Raw genomic sequence first — 20,705 nt, forward strand, 5'->3', positions numbered from 1 at the left:
CCCGCCAGGGCAGAAACCCGCGCACCGGCGCACCCACCGCGGCGACCGGCGCGTCGCGACCGAACAGCCACGCGGCCAGCGCCGACGACCGGCCGCCGTCCGCGAGGGCATGTGCGACTTGCAACACCGCCACCGTGCCGGCACCGCCGTGGCCGGGAATGCCGTCCACCGGGGCGAACAGGTGCAACCGCCACGGCGCGACCCGGACATCGAGTTGGTCATCGGCCAGCCGCACGACCGCGTCCAGACAGCCGGCCCAGCTGTCGCCGGGGGCCCGGTGTGTGGTGGCTCCGACGTGATCGAGCCCCGGCACCCACTGGGGGTAGCGCAGCCTGCAGGTGTCCTCGACGCGCAGGGTCAGGTCCGTACTCGCGCGGGCACGATCGAGCACATCGGCGACCGCGGCGTCGAAATCGGCCGGCACCCCGGCGAAGGCGTACAGCAGGAACTGGTCGCTGGGGATCTTCGTCGACATCCAGTAGAACTGCGCGTCGATCGCCGTCATCGGATGTCCACGCATCGTCCGGCTCACGTCAGGCCCGGCTCACGTCAAGAAGGGCAGCACCCGATCAGCGACCTCGTCGGGCTGCTCGAGTTGCAGGAAGTGCCCGGCATTCTCGACGACAGCCACCTCGCTGCCGTCCGGCAGGGCCGGAGCCACCCACCGCGTGAACGCAGCCGACATGCAGCCGTCGGTGCGCCCGTGCAGGTACAGGCTCGGCAGGCGCGGCAGCTGCAGCCAGTGCCGGTGCAGGTCGGCGTAGCGGTCCGGCACCCGGACACTGCGCAGGGCCCGGTACGGCCCGAGCGCCGCACGCCAGCCCTCCGGCGTCCCGATCGCGGCGTCGACGTGTCGCAGGTCCTCCTCGGCGGCGTACCCCGGCGACCATCGCCGCCATAGCCGCGGCAGCACCCAGGACGCGGACCGCTCCGGCAGCCATGGCAATTGGAAATAGCCGATGTACCAGCTACGCAACAACTGTCCCGGCAGGTAGCTGGTCATGGTCACCCGGTCTGCTGTCCCGGCCGTGCGCAGCGCTGCCGGAGGCGGCACCGACATGATCACCGCCTTGGCGAACGGACTGTCCGGCAACGCAGCCAACCCGGTGGCCGCCATCGCGCCCCAGTCGTGACCGATCACCACATCGCGTCCGGTGCCACCCACGGTTTCGTACGCCCGCAAGGCGTCATCCATCAGCGCGCCGATGTGGTAGCTGCCGTCGGCCGGGATCGACGATGGGGCGTAACCCCGCATGAACGGTGCCACCACATGCCAGCCGGCAGCGACCAGCCGGGGCGCCACCCGGCGCCACCCGTAGGCGGTGTCGGGAAAACCGTGCAGGCACAACGCCACCGGGTTTCCCGGCGTTCCCCAACTCAGCGCCTTGAGCGTCACCTCGGGCGCCGTCACGTCGATCCAGCGCGGTTGGCTCATCACCGTGAATTCTAGATCGGGTCGAAGCCCGAGATCAGCCAACGTCCGCCGATCTTGTCCAGGACAACCCGGACGCTGGATGCGGTTGCAGTTGGCGCGTCCTGACCAACGATCGTGGTCTGGTTCACGAACACCAGCACCACGGCGTGCTTCCCGCTCGCCGACACCGAGGCCGCCGCCGGAACGGTGGCTACCGCAGAGATCTGCTTCTGCTTCGCACCAGGAATCACCACGTCTTGGGTGAGCTGGATATAGGAGTCGCGGAACTGGCCGGTGAGCCGATCCCGCGCGGCCCCGAGCTCCTCCTCCACCGAGTCGGGGCGATACGACAATATCGCGACGGTGGCATCCCTTGCGGCTGCCACAGATTCGATTGCGGCGACGTCGGCAGCCCGGGCTGACGAATCCTGCCATTTGGCGAAGCCGATCCCGATAGCAAGCAACAGCGCCAACGCGGGCAGCACACCGAATGCCATCGCGCGCAACCAGGCGATCCGCCGCTTGGCCGGCGGCCTATCCGCCACCTCGGGCACCGTCTCCTCGACCGCCTGGGCAGCCCCGTCACCAGGGTCTGCATCGGCATCTCCCACGTCGGGCGCTTGCCCTTCGTCCTCACCGGAGCCGGCCGGTTCGATGGGTTCCGCTCGCACGCCGGACTCGGTCGGCTGGACTTCGGTCACCCCGATATCGGCCACAGCGCCGGTGTCCTCGCGTTTTTCACCGACGGTTTCCTGGGTCTTGCCCACTTTTCGCTTGGTCACGGCACGAACTCGACATTCGAGACTTTGGCCTCACCGGCACCGACCTTGTGCACCCCCAGGCGCATGCGCCACAGCCGGGGCGACTGGTCGGGTGCACCGGCGTTGGACGTTTGGACGGTCACCGCCACCAGTACCTGGGCCTCGTCCCCACTCTCGGACTCCACACCGGCCTCGGTCACCTTCCCCTCCGATTTCGACTTCGTCTGCTTCACCAGGTCGACAAACGACTGGGAGCGACGGGAGAAGTCATCGTAGAACTGGCCGGTCGCCGAGTCGAGAATCCGCTGCACGTCGGTGTCGGCATGCTCGTAGTCGATAGTCGTCAGGTTGATCGCTCCTTGCCGTCCCACCTCGACAAACAGCGCACGCTGCTCGGCCGCCCGCTGCGACTGATAGGCCCGGTATCCGACCCAACCGGCCAGTCCGGTCAGCGCGACAACCACCGCAAGTCCCCACGCGAAGGCCAACCGCACGGGCGAGAGCCTCGTCGCGACGGCGGCCGCCGCGTCTCCGGTCTCGCTTTCGGCTTCACGGTCGTAGTCGGCTGTTGTTGACTCCGGATCGGTCTGCGGCCGGTCGGCCTCACCATCCGACGGCGACACGCCCAGTCCCCCGTCCAGGGCAGCGGTATCGTCGGCCATTTCCTCTCCCCTTCGGCGCTCAGGCCAGCTTCGGGCGGGTCAGACACGCCCATCCGGTCTAACGTACGCGACTGGCTGAAGTGTGCCCCATCGACGCCGTCGCTGGGCGGTGGCCGCCCCCGTTCGACAGGTCGATGCCCCGCTACTCGTCCCGCTGCGCAGGGGTCGAACGCCCCCAACCCGAGTTCCGTGTGACATCTTTGAGCAGTGGTACGGCCCGATAGGGCAACGGCGTGGTCAAAGCAAGTGTCGTGGTCGAGTGCACCACCCCCGGTATCGACAGAATCTTCTCGATGAGCTCCTGGAGCTCGGCCTGGGTCGGCGTGGCGACCCGGACGAGGAAATCCTCGCGACCCGTGGTGGCGTGGATTTCCAGCACGGGCGGCATCGCCGCGAGAGCGGCCACGATCGCCCCTAGCCGGCCCTGCTGAATTTCGAGGCCGATGAACGCCTGAGTCGAGATTCCCGCCTGAGCCAGATCGACTTCGGGCCGGTACCCGGTGAGCAACCCGCCTTCCTCCATTCGCTTCAGTCGCGACTGCACGGTGTTGCGGGAGACCCCGAGCGTCGATGCCAATTCCACGACGCCCGCACGTGCATCGCCGGCAAGCAACTCGAGCAGCTCGGCGTCGAGTCGATCGATGCTGACCATTTCACTCACCCCAAAAAGCGTTGGGAACCACTAGCTGACCGAACTGACTAGTTGTTGGATCACTAGTTGACCGGATTATGCATTAGTACCACAGTTAGGGGAACGTTTGAATCATCTCGGCGCCGGGACGACACCTCGATTGGACAGTGAACCGCCATGACGACAGTGACCCAAGAGGCTGCGGTCATCGACGCCGGAGCCGGCGCAGAATCATTCATACCGATGACCGTTGAGTTGGAGCCCATCGGCTTGATCGGCGCAGATGGGCGTCCGACGGCAGAGGATCGATACAGTCGCGACCTGCCCGCGGAGACCCTGTGCTGGTTGTACGAAATGATGGTCGCCACCCGCGAACTCGACAGTGAATTCATCAACCTGCAGCGCCAAGGCGAATTGGCGCTGTTCGCGTCGTGCCGCGGTCAGGAGGCCGCTCAGATCGGCGCCACGGGATGCCTGCGCAAGACCGACTGGCTGTTTCCGCAGTACCGGGAGCTCGGCGCCTTCATCCTGCGCGGTATCGCTCCCGGACACATCGGCGCGGCATGGCGCGGAACGTGGCATGGCGGACTGGACTTCACGAGGAAATGCTGTGCACCCATGTCGATTCCAATCGGCACTCAAGCGTTGCATGCGGTCGGGGCGGCGATGGCCGCGCAGCGACTCGGCGAGGATTCGGTGACGGTTGCATTCATAGGCGATGGCGCCACCAGCGAAGGCGACGTCCACGAGGCGCTGAATTTCGCGGCGGTCTTCGAGGCGCCGTGCATCTTCTACGTCCAGAACAATCAGTGGGCGATCTCAGTGCCGTTGAGTCGTCAGTTAGCAGCGCCGTCAATCGCACATAAGGCCATCGGGTATGGGATGCCGGGTGTGCGGGTCGACGGCAATGATGTGCTGGCGTGTTACGCGGTGATGGCCGAAGCCGCCCAGCGGGCGCGTGACGGTGGCGGACCGACATTGATCGAGGCGGTGACGTATCGGTTGGGCGCGCACACCACCTCAGATGACCCGACTCGCTATCGGCCCCAGGAGGAACTGGACCGCTGGTTGGCGTTGGACCCGATCCCGCGCTACCGCACTTATCTGCAGAACATCGGATTGTGGAGTGATCGGCTGGAGGTTCGGACTGCAGCCCGGTCGAAACGGCTGCGCAACGAGCTGCGTGAGGCGGTGTTCGGGGCCGCGGATATCGAAATCACCGAGGTTTTCGACACCGTTTATGCCGAGATCACCCCGGAGCTGGTGGCCCAACGACAGGAACTGTTGGCTGAGTTGGCGAAGGAGGCCAGGCGGTGACCCAGCTTGCCGAAAGACCCGCGGGCATATCCGATGTGCCGGCCACGCCGGTGTTGACGATGGTCCAGGCGATCAACCGAGCGTTGCACGATGCGATGGTCGCCGACGAGCGGGTACTGGTCTTCGGCGAGGATGTCTCGGCGCTGGGTGGCGTGTTCCGGGTGACCGAAGGATTGACCGAGATATTCGGCGAAGAACGGTGTTTCGACACCCCGTTGGCCGAGTCCGCGCTGATCGGGGTCGCGGTGGGGTTGGCGTTACGCGGATTCGTGCCGGTACCCGAGCTACAGTTCGACGGGTTTTCCTATCCCGCGTTCGATCAGATCGTCAGCCACTTGGCGAAGTACCGGATGCGCACACGCGGCGAAGCTGACATGCCGGTGACGATCAGGATTCCGTCGTTCGGCGGTATCGGCTCACCCGAGCACCACTCGGAGTCCACCGAAACCTACTGGGTGCACACCGCGGGGTTGAAGGTGGTGGTGCCGTCGACGCCATCGGATTCCTACTGGTTGTTGCGGCAAGCCATCGCCAGCCCCGATCCGGTGATATACCTCGAGCCTAAACGCCGCTATTGGGGCCGCGAAGCGGTCGACACCAGCACGCCCGGGTTGCCGATCGGGCAGGCCGCGATCCGACGGATCGGCGCTGACGTCACGGTGCTGACCTACGGCGGATCCGTCGGTACCGCGCTGCGCGCCGCCGAGGCCGCTGCCGAACAGCGCGGCTGGGGGTTGGAGGTTGTCGACCTCCGCAGCCTGAGTCCGTTGGACTTCGACACCGTCGCCACCTCGGTCGCCAAGACAGGTCGGGCGGTGATCTTGCATGAGGGCCCACGCAGCCTGGGATTCGGCGCCGAATTAGCGGCCCGAATCCAAGAAGAATTGTTCTACGATCTGGAGTCACCGGTGCTGCGCGCCACTGGGTTTGACACTCCATACCCGCCGGCCAGACTCGAAAAACTCTGGCTTCCCGGTGTCGACCGACTGCTCGACTGCATAGAGAAAGCGCTTAGCCGGCCATGAACACCAACAACATCAAGGAATTTCTGGTTCCGGACCTGGGCGAGGGTCTCGAGGAAGCCACCGTGGTGTGCTGGAACGTCGCCGTGGGCGACGACGTTGAGCTCAACCAAACTCTGTGTTCGTTGGAGACCGCGAAAGCCGAAGTCGAGATCCCCAGCCCGTATGCGGGTCGAATCGTTGAATTGCGCGGTTCTGAAGGGGAGACACTCCAAGTCGGGTCGATACTCGTTCGCATCGACACCGAGCCCGACTCGTCACCGTCTGATTCGCCAACTGGTGCCGCGCAAAAGCGCACCCCGGTACTGGTCGGCTACGGCGCAGACGACGACGTCGACATCAGCAGAAGATCGTCGCAGCCACCGAGTGCTGCGCCGCCGGTGGAGCTTCCTGCGGGCGCCTCGCGAGCACGTGCGGCGCCGCCGGTGCGCAAGCTGGCCGCTGAGCTTTCGGTGGATCTAGCTGCGCTGCGGCCAGGGTCGGGTGCCGGTGGAGTGATCACCCGCGAAGACGTGCTGGCCGCCGCGGATACCTCTGAACCGCAGCTGGACGGCGCTGACCTGATACCCGTACGTGGTGTACAGGCACGGATGGCCGACCGGATGAAACTGTCCCGCACAGAGATCCCCGACGCCCATGCCAGCCTCCAGGCTGACTGCACCAAACTACTGGCACTGCGGGACCGATTGAGGGCAGCCGCCGATGAGAGCCGCCAGAACATCACACCGTTCGCGCTCACGCTGCGAATGGTGGTCATCGCCCTGATGCACAACCGGTCGTTGAATTCGACTTGGGTCGACACCCCCGACGGCGCATATGTGCAGAGCCACCGCGGCATCAGCATCGGCTTCGGAGTGGCCACCGAGCGTGGCCTGCTGGTTCCCGTGGTGGCTGATGCGCAGGAACTGACTACCCGCCAGCTGGCGAACCGGGTGGCCGACCTGATCCATCGTGGCCGCGAGGGCCATCTCAAACCGGCTGAGATGCAAGGGTCGACGTTCACGGTGTCCAACTTCGGCGCCCTCGGTTTGGACGACGGTGTGCCGGTGATCAATTATCCCGAGGCGGCCATCCTCGGCATGGGATCGCTCAAACCGCGCCCGGTCGCCGTTGACGGTGACATTGCGGTGCGATCCACCATGACCCTGACTTGCGCGTTCGACCACCGGATAGCCGACGGCGCTGATGTCGCTCAATTCCTGTGTCGGGTACGCGACCTGGTCGAATCGCCCGATCTAGCGCTTCTGGACCTCTAGAAGACCTGCCGGGGCTGAGCGAAGTCAACGGTGCTGATCAGCCTGGTCGGTGCGGTGATCGGCGCGATGAGCTACCTGCGCGTCCATACTCGTCGGGTGCGACCGGACTTTGAGTGGATACCTCGGCGCTGCAGCGGTGAGCCGGGCCGGTGACACGGACCTACCGGGTAGCCCCGACCGGAGTGTGGCGACGATCAGCGACGACCACGGTCAGCTCCGCGCCCTCGGCGCCGGCGACGACCGCGGCCATCGGCTCATCGGCGCGCTGCAGGCGCATGTCACCGGCGAGGTAGCGGGCGGGCCCGATCGCGACGCTGCCCTTGGTGATCACCAGGAACTGCTCGGTCCCGCAGACGCTGGCTTCTCTGATGACCTGCCCAGCCGCCACGCAATACATCTGCACCGACGGGCCCGCTTCGCGGTCACCGAACGTCGCGGTGACCGGGTTTGCGTTGTCGATGTCGTGCAGCGCCCCGAACAGGTACCCGCGTGAGCAACCGCCCAGGCTGGTGTCGATGGCCGACGCGCCTTTCGGCCCGGCGGGATGGGCGTAGTTGTCGGCGTCGGCGGCGCGGAAATTCTCGCCGCCGTCGATGAGGGTTTCGCGATCCGCGTCGCTGATGATGGTCGGCAGCGCTCCGCGACGATCGCCGATCACCAACACGATCCACGCCGGTTCCGACGAATCGGGATGTTCGCGGTAGACCTTGCCCGCTTCCTGGAACACGTAGTCGCCGGTGCGCAACGACTTGCCGCCCACATTCCAGTCACCGCCGGCCAGCACGCGGAACTGGTCACTGCCGTGAAAGTGCGGCGGGTCGATCACGTGGCGCCAGTCCAGTGGCTCCTCGGCAAGGCTGCTGACCAGGCCCAGTTGCACCAGCGGCCCGACCTGCGGATCGCCGATTCCGAAGGTGTAGTTCCTGATGGATCCCGCCGGTGTCATCGACGGCCAAAGGTGTTCGTCGTGGTAGCTGAGGTCAAGATGCCCGCCGTCGAGTTCAAGTACGTTCTGACCATCGAACATGGCTCTTCCTCCCAGGTGAAAACTGCCGAAATAGAACGCAATCTGTTCAATCCGTCGAGCCTAAGCCGCCCTATCCCAGCGACGACGATAACAGTGCAAATTAAACAGATTTTGTCGGATCTGTCTTGTCAAGATATCCGCCAGGTGTTAGGTTCAGCACAGTTGCAAGGCCGTGCGGCGCGGCCCCTTTGAAGTGATCGCCAGCTACCGAGACGGCTGTCAACGATCGCTACTACGGGAAGGAAAGATCGGTCAGTGACCGCAACCGAAGAGTCCGTGTCGAACTGCCCAGGGGATGACGCCAAGTGCGCCATGTCGCCATTCGGCCTGCCGGAAGGCTGGTGGCCGGTGGCGCACAGCGACGAGGTGCACAACCATCCCAACGCGTTCCGGCTGGGAAAACAGAACCTCGCGCTGTATCGCGATCTCTCCGACACGGTGCGGGCGGTGGAAGATCGGTGCCCGCACCGACGGCTCCCGCTGTCGATGGGCCGACTCACCGAGGATGGCTCGATCCAATGCCCCTACCACGGCTGGAGCTTCGACGGGGCCACCGGCAGGTGCACTGCGATTCCGAATCTGCGGCCCGACGAGCGCATTCCCAACGGCATCAAGGTCGCGGCATTCTCCGCAGCGGAGAACGTCGCCGAGATGATGGGTTATGGCCTGCGCACCAGCAAACTGGCGCCCCCAGTGGGACCGCCAACCGGGGAGGAGCCCGACGAGGGCACCACAATGTACGACGCGCGCCTGATCGGCGGACTGGTGTTCGTGTGGACGGGTAGCACCGCGGCGACGGCGACTCCGGGCGAAGCCTCGACCACCCCGCCGGGCGCCTCGGCCGTCAGCGACACCGTCGAGATCCGGGCTCCACACGCCGCGGTCGCAGAGGCGATCCTGCTCAACCCGGGCGCGGCCCTCGGGTTGGGTGCTGCGATCGGTGCAGGCGAGGAATTGTGTGCACCGGCGGTCCACACCGAGCACCACACCGTATCGGTGCAGCGCGAGCGCTACGCCTACAAGTTGCCGCGGCCCTCGACCTTCGATTCAGTGATCCGACGCGTGGTGAAGTCCACCATCACCACCGACGTCACGACCGGGTTCACCCGTGTCAGCACGGTCGGCGACCGGCGAAACCCCTCCTGCGAGGTGACCATCGGCCTGACACCGGTGGACGACTACCGCACCGTGCTCCGTTGGCGGGCCGTCCTAGTCGGGTCGACGCACCGGCTATGGTCCTGGCGTACCAGCGGACTGGTGACCGTCCGGCACTGGTCCGGCCGGGCAGCAGACGCGACCGAGGCACTGTCCGACGCTGCGTCCCGGGGCCATGATCCGGGCGTGCGGGCGCTGCGGTCCGCCCGATGTTCTGGAAGCGCCGATCTGGGCGCCGGCGAGACGTCGGGGAGAAACTGATGACCGTTGTCGCCGACCAAAGAACCCATGCACCGTCACATTTCCAGCCCGGGAATTTTGCCTTGCGTGACACGTGGTTCCCGCTGGTGCACTCGGCCCGGGTGGGTCGCCGACCCACCCGCCGTGCTGTGCACGGCGCGCCGGTGATCTTCTGGCGCGACGGCCAGCGGATCCGCGCTACCGAGGATGCGCCGGGCACACCCCCGCAGCACCGCCGCAACGGGGAATTGACGCACGGGACCGGGGAGTACATCACGGCGCAGCGGTACGGCTACACGTGGGTGTGGTACGGCGATCCGCGCAACGCCTCGACCGACCTCATCCCGAACGTGCCCCACCTCCCCCTGGACGGAATGCCCAAGCGATTTCAGGGAAACGTGCTGTTCGACTGCACCTACGAACTGATCGTCGAGAACCTGTTGGATCTGACACACGCCGACTTCTTGCACTCGAAGCTGACCGGCGACTCGCTGTCTGAAGACGACGTCGTCGAGGTTGAATCCACGTCCGAAGTCGTCTGCATGGTCCGAACAGCCCGTGGCCGCCCCATCCCTGACGTACAGAAACCCCTGGTGAAGGGTGCCACAACCCAGAACATTCGGGTGGTCACCGTTACCCATGTGCGCAGCGGGATATGCCTGCTGCACGGTGACTTCAATCCGGGCATGTCGATACGGATGTTGCATCCCTGCAATCCGGAATCGGCCACCCGAACACGAACGCCGGTTAGCTACAACCCGATGTTTCTACCGGCGTACGCGCGAGCACTGTTTCCGCTGTCGTCCCACATCGTGGGCCGACAAGACAACTGGGCCGTGCGCAAGCAGAATGCCAACTACGCGGAGACCTCGGACAGGCGCGACCTGAGTTCACGGTTCGACAAGGCCGATCTGCGTTACCGGAAGGTCTATTCCGCGCTGGTGGCGCGCCAGCAGGCCGGCGACTACTCCTATCTGGCCGACGGCGACCCTGGCCGCGACGTCAGCGACATCCTCGGCATCAACCGGCGAGCATGAGCGTGTCGGACTGTGTACTGGTGGCCATACGCGATCGGGTCGCGCTCCTGACCGTCAACGATCCCGATCACCGAAATGCCGTCACCGATACGATTTCCGCAGCCTTGCGGGAGGCTGTCCAACGCGTGGAGGCGGACCCCGACGTCCATGCCGTCGTGGTTACCGGAGCAGGCAGCGCATTCTGCGCCGGCGCCGACTTGAGCGCGTTGGGCGCAGCCGCCGAAGACGGACTGCGTCGCCTCTATGACGGATTTCTTGCCATTGCCGATTGCAACCTGCCAACCATCGCCGCGGTAAATGGACCCGCTGTCGGGGCAGGCCTGAATCTCGCTCTGGCCTGCGACGTGCGAATAGCCGGGCGCACAGCGGTATTCGACCCGCGCTTTCAGAAATTGGGACTGCATCCCGGCGGCGGCATGACGTGGATGCTGCAGCGGGCCGTGGGTCCTGAGACTGCGCGGGCCGCACTGTTGTTCGGTATGCGCTTCGATGCCGAGGCGGCGGTCGGCCACGGGTTGGCGCTCAGTGCGGCAGACGACCCGGTGGCGGCCGCACTCGAATTGGCACGGGGCCCCGCATCCGCCCCGCGCGACGTGGTCATCACCACCAAGGCCACCATGCGAGCGACCATCAACCCGGGTGCACTGGACAACGAACAGCATGCGGTGGCGGTCAGAATTGAACTCGAACCGCAGGCGCAGTCGATTCGCTCGCCGGGTTTCCGCGAGCGACTCGCCGCCACCCGACGTCGCTGACATGCGCGGTCGCCGGGCACCTGCGGCATTTGACCCCCCGCCAGCCGTGACAATATAGTACAAATAGTGTTCAATTTGTATAATCGGTAATCGCAGCTCGACCGCCCGGAGCGCTAGCAGCTCACATCGACAGGAGTCGTCATGCCTTTGCAGGACTACATGAAGCTGGTATCCGTCGACGACCATCTCATCGAGCACCCGCGGGTCTGGCTGGACCGACTACCCAAGGCCGACCATGACCAGGCGCCACGCATCATCGAAACCGACGAGGGCGCGCAGGTGTGGACCTATCAGGGCACGATTTATCCCAGCATCGGCCTCAACGCCGTGGCCGGCAAGGACCCACGGGAGTGGGGCTGGGACCCGGTGCGCTTCGACCAGATGATGCCGGGCTGCTTCAATTCGGCCGAGCGCCTCAAAGACATGGACCTCGACGGGGTGCATACCGGGATGGCGTTCCCCTCCTTCCCGCGCTTCGCCGGCACACTCTTCCTCGAGGGCGACGACCGCGACCTCGCGCTGCGATGCGTGCAGGCCTACAACGACTTCCACATCGACGAATGGTCAGCCGCCGACCCCGACCGGTTGCCGCCGGTGGTGATCCTGCCGGTGTGGGACGTGCACCTGTGCGTCGACGAACTGCGTCGCACGGTGGCCAAGGGCGCCAAGGGCGTCAGCTTCATCGAAAGCCCCACTCCGCTGGATCTGCCGTCGTTCCACACGAACTACTGGGATCCGCTGTTCAGTGCGGCCGAGGAGGCCGACATCCCGCTCATGATGCACTTCGGCACCTCCGGCACGCGGCCGTTCACCGCGCCCGATGCTCCAGAGGCCACCTTCATCGCGCTGATGGGGCTCAACTCGATGCAGGCGATGATCAATCTGTGCTTCTCCCCGGTGTTCCACCGCCACCCCAACCTCAAGATCGTGCTGGCCGAGGGTGGCATCGGTTGGATGCCGTGGATGTTGGAGCGCGCCGACACCACTTGGGAGCGGCAGCGGTTCTGGCAGGACATCAATCAAGAGGTCCGGCCGTCGGAGTTGTTCCGCCGCAACATCTGGGGCTGCTTCATCACCGACAAGACCGGAATCGGCCTGCGCCACGACATCGGCATTGACCGTATCCTGTGGGAGTGCGACTTCCCGCACTCGGATTCGATGTGGCCGAACAGTCGCAAGGTGCTCGCCGAGGCGGTCCGCGAGGTGCCCGATGAGGAAGTCCACGCGATCGTCGAACTCAACGCACGCGAACTGTTCCACCTCAAGCCGGCCTGATCATGTCGGCCGGCAACGACGAGGTCGATGAGGTCATCCAGCACGATCGGCTCTCCGAGGAGGCGGATCTGCTGACCACGCTGGAGGCCAGCGCCCGTGTGCGGGAAGTACTGCGCGACACCAGAAGGGAACTCGCGCAAGCTGAAAGCAATGAAGCCACCGATCTGGAACTGACCGTGCTGCGAGAAAAGATCACCCAACTCGAGGTAGCGCTGCAGCGCTACCGTTGACGCTCGGGAGTGGTCCATTTCACCACGCTGGCGGACCGGCCTTGGTTAATGTTCTTTCAGCAGCCAGACGATGGAGGGTGGACATGAGGGGTATAAGCGGTCTGTCAACACTTTTTCGGGTGTTCTGCGTTGCCGCATTATCAGTCGGGTTGGGTGGTGTAGCGGGTATCCCCGGCAACGCCACGGCAGCAGGTTACGAGACCCTGATGGTTCCGTCGGCAGCGATGGGACGTGACATCCCGGTGGCCTTCCTGAGCGGCGGTCCGCACGCGGTGTATCTGTTGGACGCCTTCGACGCCGCCCCGGACGTCAGCAATTGGGTCACCGCGGGCAACGCGATGAACACCCTTGCTGGCAAGGGAATCTCGGTGGCTGCGCCCGCCGGCGGCGCCTACAGCATGTACACCGACTGGGAGCAGGACGGCAGCAAGCAGTGGGATACTTTCCTGTCCAGTGAGCTGCCCGATTGGCTGGCAGCCAACAAGGGTCTGGCCCCCGGTGGCCACGCCGCCGTGGGCGCCTCGCAGGGAGGCTATGCCGCGATGGCGTTGGCCACCTTCCACCCCGACCGCTTCCGCTACGCCGGCTCGCTGTCGGGCTTTCTGTACCCCTCGGAGACCGCACTGAACGGTGCGATCACCGCCGGAATGCAGAATTTCGGTGGCGTGAACACCCAGGCGATGTGGGGCGCGGCCCAACTGGGCCGGTGGAAGTGGCACGACCCGTACCCGCACGCCGCGTTGCTTGCCGATAACAACACGCGGATATGGGTTTTCAGCCCGCAGACCTCGACCGCCAGCGATCCGGCCGCCATGCTCGACGTCGCCGGCCAAGCCCAGGGCAGCAACCGGATGTTCTACGCCCAGTACCGCGACGTAGGCGGAAACAACGGCCACTTCGACTTCCCGGCCGCCGGAGACCACGGTTGGGGTACGTGGGGACCACAGCTGGGCGCGATGGCGGGCGATATCGCCGGTACCATCCGCTGACAACCGGGCAGCGCTAGTTGCTGATGGCCGGCGCCGCGTTGAGGTACTTGTCGGTGTCGACCTGCGCTGCGGTAAACGCGGCGATATCGGCGCGTCGCACCGTGAAGCCGATCTTGTCTGTCCCGAAGAAGCCCTGGTGCTTGATTCCTTTGGCAGCCCCGTCACGGGGCGCGATGAATCGCACGATCGTCCAGTCCAGACCGGAATTCATGATCAGCGCCGACATGCCCAGCAGTTCCTGGTGGGCGCGCGGGAGGAGGGTTCGCGCCGTGAGGCCAATCATGCGGGTCTGCAACGTCTTCGCGTCGCGGCGATCCAACACGCTGGGCGTGCCATTGCCCACATAGCGGCGCACGTCGTGGCGCTTCATCGCCGCGAGAATGTTGGTCACCCCCTCGACCAGCGGCAGCCCGGTCGCCTTGCGGCTCATGCTCGGGCCCAGCGCGCTGACCACGGCGTCGGCTCCCGAGACCGCGGTGTCGATGGCTTCGGCGTCGGACATCTCACCGACGACGGTATCGACCCCGCACCGCCACGACTCGGGGATCTTTCCAGGGGTACGGACGTACACCGTGACCGCGTGACCCGCGATGAGAAGGTTTGGGACCACCAATTTACCTATGGCGCCAGTCGCGCCGAAAACGGTGACGTGCAAGCGAATATCCCCTCAGGTCAATGCCGCGCCGGCGTCGATGGTCAGCTGAAGGCCGGTGACGTATCGGGATTCGTCGGATGCCAGGAACACCACAGCCGCCGAGACGTCGGCCGGTTCGATGTAAGGCACCGGCATGGCCTGGATGGTCGCGAACGCGTCGAGCACGTCCTCAGTGGCGGGATGGTCCAGATCCGGGCGGAAGAGCCGATACATGCCCTCGTTGTGCAGCATCGCGGTGTTGCAGTTGGTGGGATGCACGGCGTTGACCCGGATGCGCCGGGGGGCCAGCTGCTTGGCCAGAACCTGCACATACTGCACGATGAACGACTTGGCCAGCGCATAGGCTGCCCCGCCCGGCCCGGATGCCGGACTCTGGACAGCGCCGCGGATCGCCGCAACCGATCCGGTCGCTATCAACGACGCGCCATCGGGCAGCCGCGGAATTGCGGCGCCGAAGGTATTCACCACCCCGACGAAGTCCACGTCGAACCCGTCGACGAATGTCTGCTCGGTCCCGTCTGCGCCCAGCGGCGCAATCCCCGCGTTGGCCACCACGACGTCCAACCCGCCCAACTCGCCGACGCACTGGCCGACCGCTGATTCCATGGCCGAGCGGTCTCGCACATCGGCGCGCACCGCCACAGCGCGTCGTTCGAATTTCTCTATCTGGCGGGCGGTTTCGTCCAGATCGGCGATGGTCGCCAACGGATACTTGTTGGTGTCGATGTCGGCACACAGATCCACGACGACGACGTCGGCGCCCTCGCGGGCCAACTGGACGGCGTGGCTGCGGCCTTGACCGCGCCCCGCGCCGGTCACCAACGCCACCTTGCCTACCAACCGTCCCGGCATCATCAGCTCCTCAAAAGGTCCGACCCCGGTGAACACCATATACACTATGTGTCTCAAATGCACTATTTATCGTGACCGGTCCAGGAACGGGGTAGACGATGCGAACCGAGCTCTATATCGACGGTTCATGGCGCGACGGCGGTCACGGGCACACGCTTGCTGTGGAGAATCCGGCCACCGAGGAACGCATTACCGAGGTCGCCCAGGCATCGGTAGCTGATGCGCAGCAGGCGATTTCGGCGGCGCGTCGGGCCTTTGACATCGGCGAATGGCCGCGCCTGCCGGTCGCCGAAAGACAAGCGGTGATGCGAGCCTTCGCCGATGCGGTGGCGGCCCGATCCGACGATCTGGTCGACCTGGTGGTGGCCGAAGCGGGTTCCACGATCGCGCTGGCACGAACCGGGCAGGTAGGTGTGCCGCTGACACATCTGCGCGATCTGATAGACCGCGTCATGCCGTCGTTTCCGATCGAGCGACCGCAGCCACCGACATTCGGTGTCGGTATCGGGCAAGGGGTGGTGCGCCGCGAGCCGATCGGCGTGGTGTCGGCGATCACCGCGTTCAACTATCCGGTCCTGCTGAACCTGTTCAAAATCGGCCCGGCGCTGGCCGCCGGCTGCACCGTCGTATTGCGGCCTTCGCCGCTGACACCGCTATCGGCGCTGGTGCTGGGTGAAGCCGCGCAGGAGGCCGGACTACCGCCGGGGGTGCTGAACATCGTCACCGGCGACGTCGACGTGGCCACCGTGCTGACGTCTGACCCCGCGGTTGACATGGTGTCATTCACCGGGTCCGACGTGGTCGGCAGACTGATCCTGGCGCAGGCCGCGCCGACGGTGAAAAAGGTGGTGCTCGAACTGGGCGGCAAGTCGGTGAACGTGATCACCGCGGGCGCCGACCTTGACGCCGCCGCCGCGCATGCGGTCCTGAACTTCACCCGGCATTCGGGCCAGGGCTGCGCCGCCTTCACTCGCATCCTGGCGCACCGCTCGATCCACGACGAGCTGGTCGAGCGCATCCTGGCTCGGCTGGATGCGGTAGTGGTGGGCGACCCGGCCGACGAGTCGACTGACATGGGGCCCCTGGTCAGTGCCGGCCAGCGGGCGCGGGTGCTCTCCTACATCGATTTGGGTCAGACCGAGGGCGCGAAGCTTGTTTTCGGCGGCCGCCGAACGGCCGGTCTGGACCGCGGCTATTACGTCGACCCGACGTTGTTCGTGCAGGCCGACAATCGGATGCGGGTGGCCCGCGAGGAGATTTTCGGTCCCGTCGGTGTGGTGATTCCGTTCGCCACCGACGACGACGCGGTGGCCATTGCCAACGACTCGCCGTACGGGTTGTCCGGATCCATCTGGGATCCCGATCCGGCACACGGATACGCCCTGGCGGCCCGGTTGCGTACCGGGATGGTCCACCTCAACGGTGGCGGTGGCGGCGTCAATCCGCACAGTCCGTTCGGGGGTTATAAGCACAGTGGCTTGGGCCGCGAATGGGGCGAAGCCGGCTACGACGAGTACTTCGAAACCAAGAGCGTCAACTGGGCCGTGCGCGAGCAGAATTAGCGGGCTGCCAACTCCGCGGTGTTCAAGAAAGCCAGCGCGGTAATCATCCGGGAGACTTCGTCGAGGTCGTCGGTCGGGATGAAGAAGGTCGACGCCGCGGCGCGCAGAATCAGTTCGGATAGCTCCGCGCTGGTCAGTTCCCCGGAGCGCACCGCCGGCGACTGCTCGAGTGCTGGGGTCAGCAGTTCCTCGGTGACGGTGACGAATCGGGGAAACACCTGCCGAACAAAGTCGACACCGAAGCCGGGCTCTACCGTGATCACCTGCACTGCTTCGGGGTGGGTCTGGCGAAAGTAGAGAATCGCCTCCACGACCACCTGCACCCGCTCACTCAACTCAGGTCGCTGCTCGACGGCCGACCTGAGTTCCTCTTGCATCGAGCGTTGAACGTGCTCGCCGATCGCGTCGAGTAACTGGTCCTTGCTCTTGAAGTAGCGATACAACGTACCGCGCGAGATCCCGGCTGCGGTACCGACATCGCTCATCGACAGTTTGTGCACACCGCGGCGTGCCAGCGCGGACAGCGTCCCGTCGAGAATACGAGCGAGCGTGTCGCTGTTTGCCGCCATCACGCCTCCGGCCGTCTCAACCTACCCACGATGTGTCACTTTGAACAATATATGGCCATTTGTCTCATCAGCATAGTGGTCATGCCGGCCGTTGCGTGAACACCTTCCCTGGCGAGTCGGAGCCCACCTGTTGACGGATCACCATGATGCATACCACTATAGACAGAGTTTGTTTAAAGTGTCTCATTGCATGCGTGGGCGTCATCGCGGGCCGAGCGTTCGTCGGCGCCGGATCGCGCCTCGGAAGGAAAGCACGGCATGACCGAACTGCAGCCCCAGACTCTCAGCGCCACTACGGCGGGTCCAGAGGTGGTCGACGAGTTGGTTCGTCATTTCGATCATCACGACCCCCGTCTGGGCAGCTGCGTCGATGCGGTGTACGCGCGTATGCGCAGCGAATGCCCGGTGGCACACAGCGACAAGCACGGCGGCTTCTGGACGCTGTCCAGCTATGAGACCGTGCACTACGCGATGCAGCACTATGAGCTGTTCGCCACCGCGCCGTCGGTGAACATCCCCGCGGGGCTGGGGCAGAGCCGCCCGCTGCTGCCGATGGAAGTCGATCCGCCGGTGCAGTCCAGGTACCGCGCGCTGCTGCTCCCGGTGTTCTCCCCCGGCCGAATGAAGAGCATCGAGGGCCACATCCGCGAGGTCACCGACTCGCTGATCGATTCCTTCATCGACGACGGCGAGTGCGAGTTCGTCGGCGACTTCGCCGAGAAGCTCCCGACGGTGATCTTCACCGGGATGATGGGGCTGCCGCTGGACCAGGCCGCCCGGTTCCACGATTGGAAGAACACGCTGCTGCACGGCCACCACGACGACACCGACGGCACCATCCGTCGACGCGCCGGCGAGGAGCTCAACGAGTACCTGGCCGAACTGCTCGCCGACCGCAAACAGCACCCGGGCGAGGACATCATCAGCACCCTGCACGCCGCCGAGGTGGATGGTGACAAGCTCACCGACGAAGAAATCCTCGACATGACCTATCTGCTGTTCCTGGCGGGGCTGGACACCGTGACCAGTTCGCTGGGCCTGCAGTTTCTGCGGCTGGCACAACGACCCGACCTGCGAGACCAGATCGTCGCCGACCCGGCCATCATTCCGCTGGCGGTCGAGGAGATGTTGCGGGTGGAGTCGTTGATCCTAGCCGGCCGAACCGCCACCCAAGACGTTGAAATCGGTGGCCAGCTCATCAGCAAAGGCGACCGGGTGCTGATCAACACCGTTGCCGCCGACCGTGATCCGGCGATGTTCGACGACCCTGACGAGATTCGGTTCGACCGCGGACGCACCCGTCATGTCGCATTCGGGGTCGGACCGCACCGCTGCCCCGGCTCGCACCTGGCGCGGATCGAGCTCGCGGTGGCCTACGAGCACTGGCATCGCCGCATACCGACGTATCGGCTCAAAGAGGGCGCCCGAATTGTTCGGTACGCCAGCTCGGTGGCCGGCGTGGCGGCCCTGCCGCTGGTCTGGGATCGCTGATGCGGCTGGCAACCTTCACCGTCAACACCCCGGTCGGGCCGGCACGCCGTCTTGGGCTGCTCGACGAGCCCGACACCCTGCTGGATGTCAACGCCGCCTACACCCAACTGCTCACTGCGCGGCTGGCCGCCGACCGGGTCGGGCCCGTCGCCGATGCCATCCTGCCGCCCGACCTGCTGGGAGTGCTTCTCAACGGCCCGGTGAGTCGCGACGCGCTCGACGAAGTGCGCTCCGGCGAGTTCGGTGCCGACCGCAACGAGGCCGGCCAACAGCTGCGCCACCGCCTCGCCGACGTGGAGTTGCTGGCGCCGCTGCCGCGTCCGACATCGATCCGGGACTGCTCGGCCTTCGAGGAGCACGTGAAAAACACGTCCGGGGGGCGCGGGGTCCCCGAGCAGTGGTACCGGCATCCGGTCTACTACAAGGGCAATCCGGCGTCGGTCGTGGGCACCGGCATGCCGATACGGCGTCCGGCCGGCGAGACACGCATGGATTACGAACTGGAGTTCGCCGCCGTCATCGGCAAGGCCGGCCGCGACATACCACTCGGGCGAGCGCTCGAGCACGTGGCCGGCTACACCGTCTTCAACGACGTCTCGTGTCGTGACATCCAGCTGGCCGAAATGCGCGCGTTTTTGGGCCCGGCCAAGGGGAAAGACTTCGACGGCGGCAACGTGCTCGGCCCGTTTCTGGTGACACCCGACGAATTCGACCCCACCCGGGGCAATGCGATGGTGGCCCGGGTAGACGACGAGGAGTGGAGCCGCGGGCGCACCGACAGCCTGCACTACTCGGTACCGGAGATCATCAGCTACCTGAGCCGCGACGAGACGCTGTATCCCGGTGATGTGATCGGGGTCGGAACCGTCGGCGGCGGTTGTGGGTTGGAGCTGGGAAGATTTCCGCAGATGGGCCAGGAGGTGGCGCTCGAGGTCGCCGGGCTCGGCACCCTGCGTAACCGCTTCATCGACACTTCTGACACCGCACCGCCTGATCGATCGGAAAAGGACGCAACGTGAGGCGACTCGACGGCAAAGTCGCGGTAATCACCGGCGCGGGCAAGGGTATCGGCCGGGGGATCGCCCGTCGGTTCGCCCGCGAGGGCGCAGCGGTGCTGATCGCCGAGCTGGACGACGCGGCGGGCAAACAAACCGCCGCCGACATCGAGCAATCCGGCGGCCGGGCGGTGTTCGTCCGCACCGACGTCGGCGTCAAGGCGGACGTGCAAGCCGTCATCGACGGCGCGGTCGATGTGTTCGGGCGGCTCGATGTCGTGGTGAACAACGCGATCGCGCTGTCGCCCAACGTGCCGCTGGAAGACAAGAGTGACGCCGACCTCGACGCCTTGCTGCACACCGGACTGTGGGCGACGTGGTGGTCCATGCGGGCCGCGCTGCCGCACTTCCGTCGGCACGGCGGCGGCCGGGTGATCAACCTGTACTCCATCGACGCCGAGGCCGCGGCGTGGCTACACGTCGACTACAACGCCACCAAGGAAGCCATCCGCGGCCTGACCCGATCGGCGGCCGCCGAATGGGGCCGCTACAACGTGCTGGTCAACGCGATCGCACCGGCCGCCAAGGGAAGCGTGTTTCACCAACTGGCCGAGGCGGTTCCCGGATTCGCCGAGATGTCCGCGGCGCAAAACCCGCTGGGCCGGGTCGGCGACCCCGAAGACGACATCGCTCCGGTCGCGGTTTTCCTGGCCGGGGAGGACAGCCGCTACATCACCGGTGAAGTGATCCACGTCGACGGCGGGCAACACCTGCCGCGCTACCACAGCCGCCCGCCCGGGCTATGACCGA

21 protein-coding genes and 1 pseudogene are annotated in these 20,705 nt (G+C 65.6%); 13 read left to right on the forward strand and 9 right to left on the reverse strand.

Annotated features, from left to right (window positions below):
• The 5 genes and pseudogenes from DQP56_RS01155 to DQP56_RS01175 all read right to left on the reverse strand — a co-directional run.
• A pseudogene (locus DQP56_RS01155) lies at positions 1-505 on the reverse strand (DUF1298 domain-containing protein); the annotation flags it as partial.
• Between the two features lie 39 nt (positions 506-544).
• Positions 545-1,435, reverse strand: coding sequence for an alpha/beta fold hydrolase (locus DQP56_RS01160; protein WP_112683174.1), 891 nt, complete (start codon positions 1,433-1,435; stop codon positions 545-547).
• A gap of 11 nt (positions 1,436-1,446) precedes the next feature.
• Entirely contained in the window at positions 1,447-2,196 is a 750-nt protein-coding gene (locus tag DQP56_RS01165) for an Rv1363c family protein (protein WP_211662788.1), read from the reverse strand.
• A complete protein-coding gene (locus DQP56_RS01170) occupies positions 2,193-2,837 on the reverse strand; it encodes an Rv1363c family protein (protein WP_112683175.1) in 645 nt (214 codons plus the stop codon). The genes DQP56_RS01165 and DQP56_RS01170 overlap by 4 nt, the downstream gene beginning before the upstream one ends.
• Before the next feature lie 142 nt (positions 2,838-2,979).
• Positions 2,980-3,489 carry an Lrp/AsnC family transcriptional regulator gene (locus tag DQP56_RS01175; protein ID WP_112683176.1) on the reverse strand — a complete coding sequence of 170 codons (510 nt, stop codon included), beginning with the start codon at positions 3,487-3,489 and terminating at the stop codon, positions 2,980-2,982.
• Positions 3,490-3,711: 222 nt separating this feature from the next.
• Here DQP56_RS01175 and pdhA point away from each other — a divergent pair, with 222 nt between their 5' ends.
• The 3 genes from pdhA to DQP56_RS01190 are packed head-to-tail and all read left to right on the forward strand — an operon-like array spanning position 3,712 to position 7,063.
• Positions 3,712-4,785: a pyruvate dehydrogenase (acetyl-transferring) E1 component subunit alpha gene (gene pdhA, locus DQP56_RS01180; protein WP_435673807.1), complete on the forward strand. Its 1,074-nt coding sequence runs from the start codon at positions 3,712-3,714 to the stop codon at positions 4,783-4,785.
• Positions 4,782-5,810 (forward strand): alpha-ketoacid dehydrogenase subunit beta, encoded by a 1,029-nt coding sequence (locus DQP56_RS01185; protein WP_205868761.1) that lies wholly within the window; start codon positions 4,782-4,784, stop codon positions 5,808-5,810. The genes pdhA and DQP56_RS01185 overlap by 4 nt, the downstream gene beginning before the upstream one ends.
• Positions 5,807-7,063 (forward strand): dihydrolipoamide acetyltransferase family protein, encoded by a 1,257-nt coding sequence (locus tag DQP56_RS01190; protein ID WP_112683178.1) that lies wholly within the window; start codon positions 5,807-5,809, stop codon positions 7,061-7,063. Before DQP56_RS01185 ends, DQP56_RS01190 begins: the two co-directional genes overlap by 4 nt.
• 160 nt (positions 7,064-7,223) lie before the next feature.
• Here the strand turns inward: DQP56_RS01190 and DQP56_RS01195 are convergent, their stop codons facing one another.
• On the reverse strand, positions 7,224-8,090 hold the full coding sequence (locus DQP56_RS01195) for a hypothetical protein (protein WP_112683179.1): 867 nt from the start codon (positions 8,088-8,090) through the stop codon (positions 7,224-7,226).
• Between the two features lie 255 nt (positions 8,091-8,345).
• Between DQP56_RS01195 and DQP56_RS01200 the strand changes: the two genes are divergently transcribed.
• The 6 genes from DQP56_RS01200 (at position 8,346) to DQP56_RS01225 (ending at position 13,771) form a co-directional block, all read left to right on the forward strand.
• Positions 8,346-9,506, forward strand: a complete 1,161-nt coding sequence (locus tag DQP56_RS01200) for a Rieske 2Fe-2S domain-containing protein (protein ID WP_205868762.1) — start codon at positions 8,346-8,348, stop codon at positions 9,504-9,506.
• 62 nt (positions 9,507-9,568) lie between these two features.
• On the forward strand, positions 9,569-10,522 hold the full coding sequence (locus DQP56_RS01205; protein WP_133258871.1) for an oxygenase: 954 nt from the start codon (positions 9,569-9,571) through the stop codon (positions 10,520-10,522).
• Positions 10,519-11,277, forward strand: coding sequence for an enoyl-CoA hydratase (locus DQP56_RS01210; RefSeq protein WP_162111738.1), 759 nt, complete (start codon positions 10,519-10,521; stop codon positions 11,275-11,277). The genes DQP56_RS01205 and DQP56_RS01210 overlap by 4 nt, the downstream gene beginning before the upstream one ends.
• Before the next feature lie 141 nt (positions 11,278-11,418).
• Positions 11,419-12,552: an amidohydrolase family protein gene (locus tag DQP56_RS01215; RefSeq protein WP_112683182.1), complete on the forward strand. Its 1,134-nt coding sequence runs from the start codon at positions 11,419-11,421 to the stop codon at positions 12,550-12,552.
• Between the two features lie 2 nt (positions 12,553-12,554).
• Positions 12,555-12,782, forward strand: a complete 228-nt coding sequence (locus DQP56_RS01220; protein WP_112683183.1) for a hypothetical protein — start codon at positions 12,555-12,557, stop codon at positions 12,780-12,782.
• Positions 12,783-12,874: 92 nt separating this feature from the next.
• A complete protein-coding gene (locus tag DQP56_RS01225) occupies positions 12,875-13,771 on the forward strand; it encodes an esterase family protein (protein WP_435673808.1) in 897 nt (298 codons plus the stop codon).
• A 13-nt stretch (positions 13,772-13,784) separates the two neighbouring features.
• Here DQP56_RS01225 and DQP56_RS01230 read toward each other — a convergent pair whose 3' ends face one another.
• Positions 13,785-14,426: an NAD(P)-dependent oxidoreductase gene (locus DQP56_RS01230; RefSeq protein WP_112683185.1), complete on the reverse strand. Its 642-nt coding sequence runs from the start codon at positions 14,424-14,426 to the stop codon at positions 13,785-13,787.
• A 12-nt stretch (positions 14,427-14,438) separates the two neighbouring features.
• On the reverse strand, positions 14,439-15,281 hold the full coding sequence (locus tag DQP56_RS01235) for a mycofactocin-coupled SDR family oxidoreductase (RefSeq protein WP_112683316.1): 843 nt from the start codon (positions 15,279-15,281) through the stop codon (positions 14,439-14,441).
• Between the two features lie 95 nt (positions 15,282-15,376).
• On the opposite strand from DQP56_RS01235, the gene DQP56_RS01240 reads away from it, so the two are divergent.
• Positions 15,377-16,840, forward strand: coding sequence for an aldehyde dehydrogenase family protein (locus DQP56_RS01240; RefSeq protein WP_112683186.1), 1,464 nt, complete (start codon positions 15,377-15,379; stop codon positions 16,838-16,840).
• Here DQP56_RS01240 and DQP56_RS01245 read toward each other — a convergent pair.
• A complete protein-coding gene (locus DQP56_RS01245) occupies positions 16,837-17,409 on the reverse strand; it encodes a TetR/AcrR family transcriptional regulator (RefSeq protein WP_112683187.1) in 573 nt (190 codons plus the stop codon). The genes DQP56_RS01240 and DQP56_RS01245 overlap by 4 nt on opposite strands.
• Positions 17,410-17,667: 258 nt before the next feature.
• Between DQP56_RS01245 and DQP56_RS01250 the strand changes: the two genes are divergently transcribed.
• Genes DQP56_RS01250 through DQP56_RS01260 form a run of 3 tightly spaced genes read left to right on the forward strand, consistent with a single transcriptional unit; the run spans position 17,668 to position 20,701 of the window.
• The gene (locus DQP56_RS01250) at positions 17,668-18,900 is read left to right on the forward strand and encodes a cytochrome P450 (RefSeq protein WP_112683188.1); all 1,233 of its coding nucleotides are present in this window, start codon (positions 17,668-17,670) and stop codon (positions 18,898-18,900) included.
• The gene (locus tag DQP56_RS01255) at positions 18,900-19,919 is read left to right on the forward strand and encodes a fumarylacetoacetate hydrolase family protein (RefSeq protein WP_112683189.1); all 1,020 of its coding nucleotides are present in this window, start codon (positions 18,900-18,902) and stop codon (positions 19,917-19,919) included. Before DQP56_RS01250 ends, DQP56_RS01255 begins: the two co-directional genes overlap by 1 nt.
• Complete coding sequence (locus DQP56_RS01260) at positions 19,916-20,701, forward strand: SDR family NAD(P)-dependent oxidoreductase (protein ID WP_112683190.1); 786 nt, start codon at positions 19,916-19,918, stop codon at positions 20,699-20,701. Before DQP56_RS01255 ends, DQP56_RS01260 begins: the two co-directional genes overlap by 4 nt.
• The last annotated feature ends 4 nt before the right edge of the window (positions 20,702-20,705 follow it).

It is taken from the genome of Mycolicibacter senuensis (assembly GCF_003284925.1).
GTDB lineage: Bacteria > Actinomycetota > Actinomycetes > Mycobacteriales > Mycobacteriaceae > Mycobacterium > Mycobacterium algericum_A.